This is a genomic window from Pseudoalteromonas sp. TB25, from assembly GCF_000497995.1.
GTDB classification, from domain to species: Bacteria; Pseudomonadota; Gammaproteobacteria; order Enterobacterales; family Alteromonadaceae; genus Pseudoalteromonas; species Pseudoalteromonas distincta.
Genome location: NZ_AUTI01000444.1, coordinates 1 through 3444 on the forward strand (window position 1 = coordinate 1; position 3444 = coordinate 3444).

Annotated in this window: 3 protein-coding genes and 1 pseudogene; 3 read left to right on the forward strand and 1 reads right to left on the reverse strand. The window is 40.2% G+C overall.

Going from position 1 to position 3444, the window contains the following annotated elements; all coding sequences use genetic code 11:
* Window positions 1–516, reverse strand: a 516-nt coding sequence (locus L652_RS0121630; RefSeq protein ID WP_024603646.1) for a PQQ-dependent sugar dehydrogenase, incomplete at its 3' end; no start/stop codon positions are given.
* Between the two features lie 267 nt (window positions 517–783).
* On the opposite strand from L652_RS0121630, the gene L652_RS0121635 reads away from it, so the two are divergent.
* From L652_RS0121635 to L652_RS0121645, 3 genes and pseudogenes are all read left to right on the forward strand, one after another.
* On the forward strand, window positions 784–1809 hold the full coding sequence (locus L652_RS0121635) for an iron-sulfur cluster-binding domain-containing protein (RefSeq protein WP_024603647.1): 1026 nt from the start codon (window positions 784–786) through the stop codon (window positions 1807–1809).
* Window positions 1806–2858 (forward strand): acyl-CoA desaturase, encoded by a 1053-nt coding sequence (locus L652_RS0121640; RefSeq protein WP_024595642.1) that lies wholly within the window; start codon window positions 1806–1808, stop codon window positions 2856–2858. The genes L652_RS0121635 and L652_RS0121640 overlap by 4 nt, the downstream gene beginning before the upstream one ends.
* A gap of 197 nt (window positions 2859–3055) precedes the next feature.
* Window positions 3056–3444, forward strand: a pseudogene (locus tag L652_RS0121645) (branched chain amino acid aminotransferase); the annotation flags it as partial.

Sequence of the window (3444 nt, forward strand, 5' to 3'; positions counted from 1 at the left end):
GTAGTGCTGGCCTTTGGTACTATTATGCTCGCCTTTGTATAGCAATTGCTGATCAGACAACTGCGTATGATCGCTATTTAGCTTGGCGCGCATTAAGGCGGTGTTACTTCCGCTTCCTTTGCCTTCACTACTTGCGTAACTAAAATACAGCCATTGGTTTTGTTTACTGTCGGTGTGTAGTGATAAATCAAGCAATCCGCCTTGGCCATTTGCATCAATGTTTGGTAGGCCCTTCACTTTAGTTAATGTAGTGGTATTTTTAGGCAATAAAAATAACGTTCCGCTGCGCTCAGATATTAATAAGTCACCGTTAACTAAAGGTTCAATAGCCCAAGGTATAACTACACCTTCTGCCGCTGTTACTGCGTTAACGCTAAGCGATAAAGTATCGAGCTGTTTATAGTTTTTTACGTAATCGCTTTTTGCATTTGCGGGGGCGTTAGTAGCAAACATAGCAACGGCTAAGCCTGCACTTATTAGTTTAGGGAGTGTGTTATGTGACATTAAATTTATCATTATGGCTTCCAAAATTAATCCAATCTTACATAACCTTATCATGGCATAAATAAATTTGTTAAGTGTTGAGTTGAATGAAAAACACACACTTCTATTTATAAAATTACCTCTTCACAGGAAATTGTTTTAGCAATTAGCGCTAATAAAAAAATTGAATAATTACTCTATTGGGGTTGAAAACTTGAAATTTGAGCGTACACTTGTGCGCTGAAGTTTGGGCGTACACGTGTAAGTTCAAAGCAATTAAGATTTGATAGAGATTTAATCATGATGACTCAAGTATTAAACCAATTTTCAAAATGGTTTTTACACCATCAAAGTTTTGCAGGCTACATAGAGCCCGTAATGCAGGTGTTTAAACCTGCGTGGCGTGCAGGGCAGTTTAGAGCGCAAGTAGTTAGTACCGCTGTGCTTGATGGCGGTTTTTTAAGTGTACAACTTAAGCCAAGCAAACAATGGCAGGCGCATACGTCAGGGCAGCATATAAGTTTAACGGTTGAAATTAATGGGCGATTATTAACACGCGTTTTTACCGTGGCCTCAAGCGCTAAGCAATTTAAAAATACAGGTTTGGTGCGCTTACTAATCAAAACAAATGCGCAAGGGCGCTTTACAGGCTTACTCAGCAGTGCATTAAAAGCGGGGTTGTGGTGCAATATTTCTGCGCCAAGCGGCGACTTTGTGTTTAAAAACACACACACGCCNGGCTCGGGTATAACACCTATGCTGGCTATGCTTGATGATTACTTAGGCCAAACTACGCAAAAAGTGTCGTTAGTGTATTACGCAAAAGCCACTGAGCATCAATGTGTTGATGAGCTAAGTGAGTTGGCAGCGCAATTTGAGCATTTTTCGTTTTTATTATTAACGCGCGAGCAATCAAGCGATATAACCAGCAATATTAAGCCGTGGGAAAACCCAGACATTTACTGCTGTGGCCCTGCTGCATTTATGCAAACGGTGAGCGATTTTGCTAAAACGCATAAGCTAAATTACTACCAAGAAGCATTTGGTTTAGCGCTGCCTACCTTAAACGACGACAGCCAATTTAATGTAAAAATTAACGCCAGTGCCCATGTTGTATCGGGCAACGATGTTTTACTGACTCAGTTTGAAGAAAAAAAGCTCCCCGTTAAACGCGGTTGCGGTATTGGTATTTGCCATCAATGCCAATGTATTAAAAAGTCAGGCGTGGTACGTAATTTAAAAACAGGTGAATTGAGTGACAACGGCGAGCAATTAATACAACTTTGCGTAAGCCAACCTGTTAGTGATTTGGAGTTACAATTATGAAAAACATTAACTACGACATGCTCGCAAGCGAGCTAGATGCCATTAAAATGGACACCCTTGGCAAAGTTGGCCAACAAGATGCTGACTATATTCGCTCTGTTGTGCGCAAACAGCGAGTGTGTGAATGGAGCGGGCGAATTTTGCTTATGCTTGGTTTTATTCAGCCACTATTGTGGGTTGCAGGCGTGCTGCTATTAGCGCTTGCTAAAATTTTAGACAATATGGAAATTGGCCACAATGTAATGCATGGTCAATACGATTGGATGAACGACAAGCAACTTAACTCACAACATTATGAGTGGGACATAGCGTGCGATGGACAAAGTTGGCACCGCGTTCATAACTTTGAACACCATACGTATACTAATATTATTGGTAAAGACAGAGACTTTGGTTATGGCTTGTTGCGTTTAAGCGATGATTTTAAATGGCGCTTTAAAAATGTATGGCAGTTTTTTACATATATTAATTTAAGTGTGCTATTTCAGTGGGGCGTGTCGTATCACGAGTTAGCTGCAGAGCGTGTTTTTATTGGTAAAAAGAAAGAAAACCGCGAAGGGCTTGTATCACACTCTACATTAAAGCAGCGCTTTTTTAGTAAAGGCGCTCGCCAGTTAATTAAAGATTATGCGATATTTCCGTTACTTGCAGGGCCTTTATTTTTATGGGTGTTAGCGGGTAATTTAGTGGCAAACTTAATCCGTAATTTATGGACATCAACCATAATATTTTGTGGTCACTTTACTGAAGAAACGCAAACCTTTAAACAAGAAGACTGCGTAAACGAAACGCAAGGACAGTGGTATTACCGCCAAGTACTGGGCTCGTCAAATATTAAAGGGTCGCATTGGTTTCATGTTTTAACGGGGCATTTGAGCTGCCAAATAGAGCATCACTTATTTCCTGATATGCCGTCTTCGCGCTATCAAGAAGTTGCACCTCAAGTACAAGCCGTTTTGAAAAAACACGGTATTGATTACCATACAGGTAGCTTTTTTAAACAGTATACCTCGGTGTTAAAACGTATTATTAGATATTCGTTCAAGTAAATTATTTACCTTTAAGAATCGGCTAGTGCAACTGTATTAGCCGATTTTTTTGTTTATAGCACCCAAAGCGGTTGATTAGTAAACAGCACTTGCAAAAAATTCTCATAGTTAATTAAAAAAGCCTTACTTTAGCTATGGTTAAATAGCGTGTGATTGTCATACAATGGAGGGAAATAGACCACACAAGAGAGATTAAAATGGCCGCATTTGGTACCGTGTTTATGCCGCAGATGATTCAAGCTCGTTTTTCTGATAATAAATGGAGCGAAAGCTCAATTGTCCCTTCCGATAAACTTGAACTTCATGCTGGTGCGCACGTTCTTCATTATTCAAGTACATGTTTTGAAGGCTTAAAAGCCTTTCGCCATGAAGATGGTTCTGTTTATCTTTTTAGAATGGATGCAAATATTGCACGCATGCAACAAAGCTCAGCGCTATTAAGCTTACCGAGTTTTGACAGCGATATGCTAAAAACGATGATTATCGATATTATGCGCGAATACGCAGATGAAACGCCATTACCGCCGGGCTCTATGTATATTCGTCCAACGCACATTGGAACTGAGGCTGCAATTGGTAAAGCGGC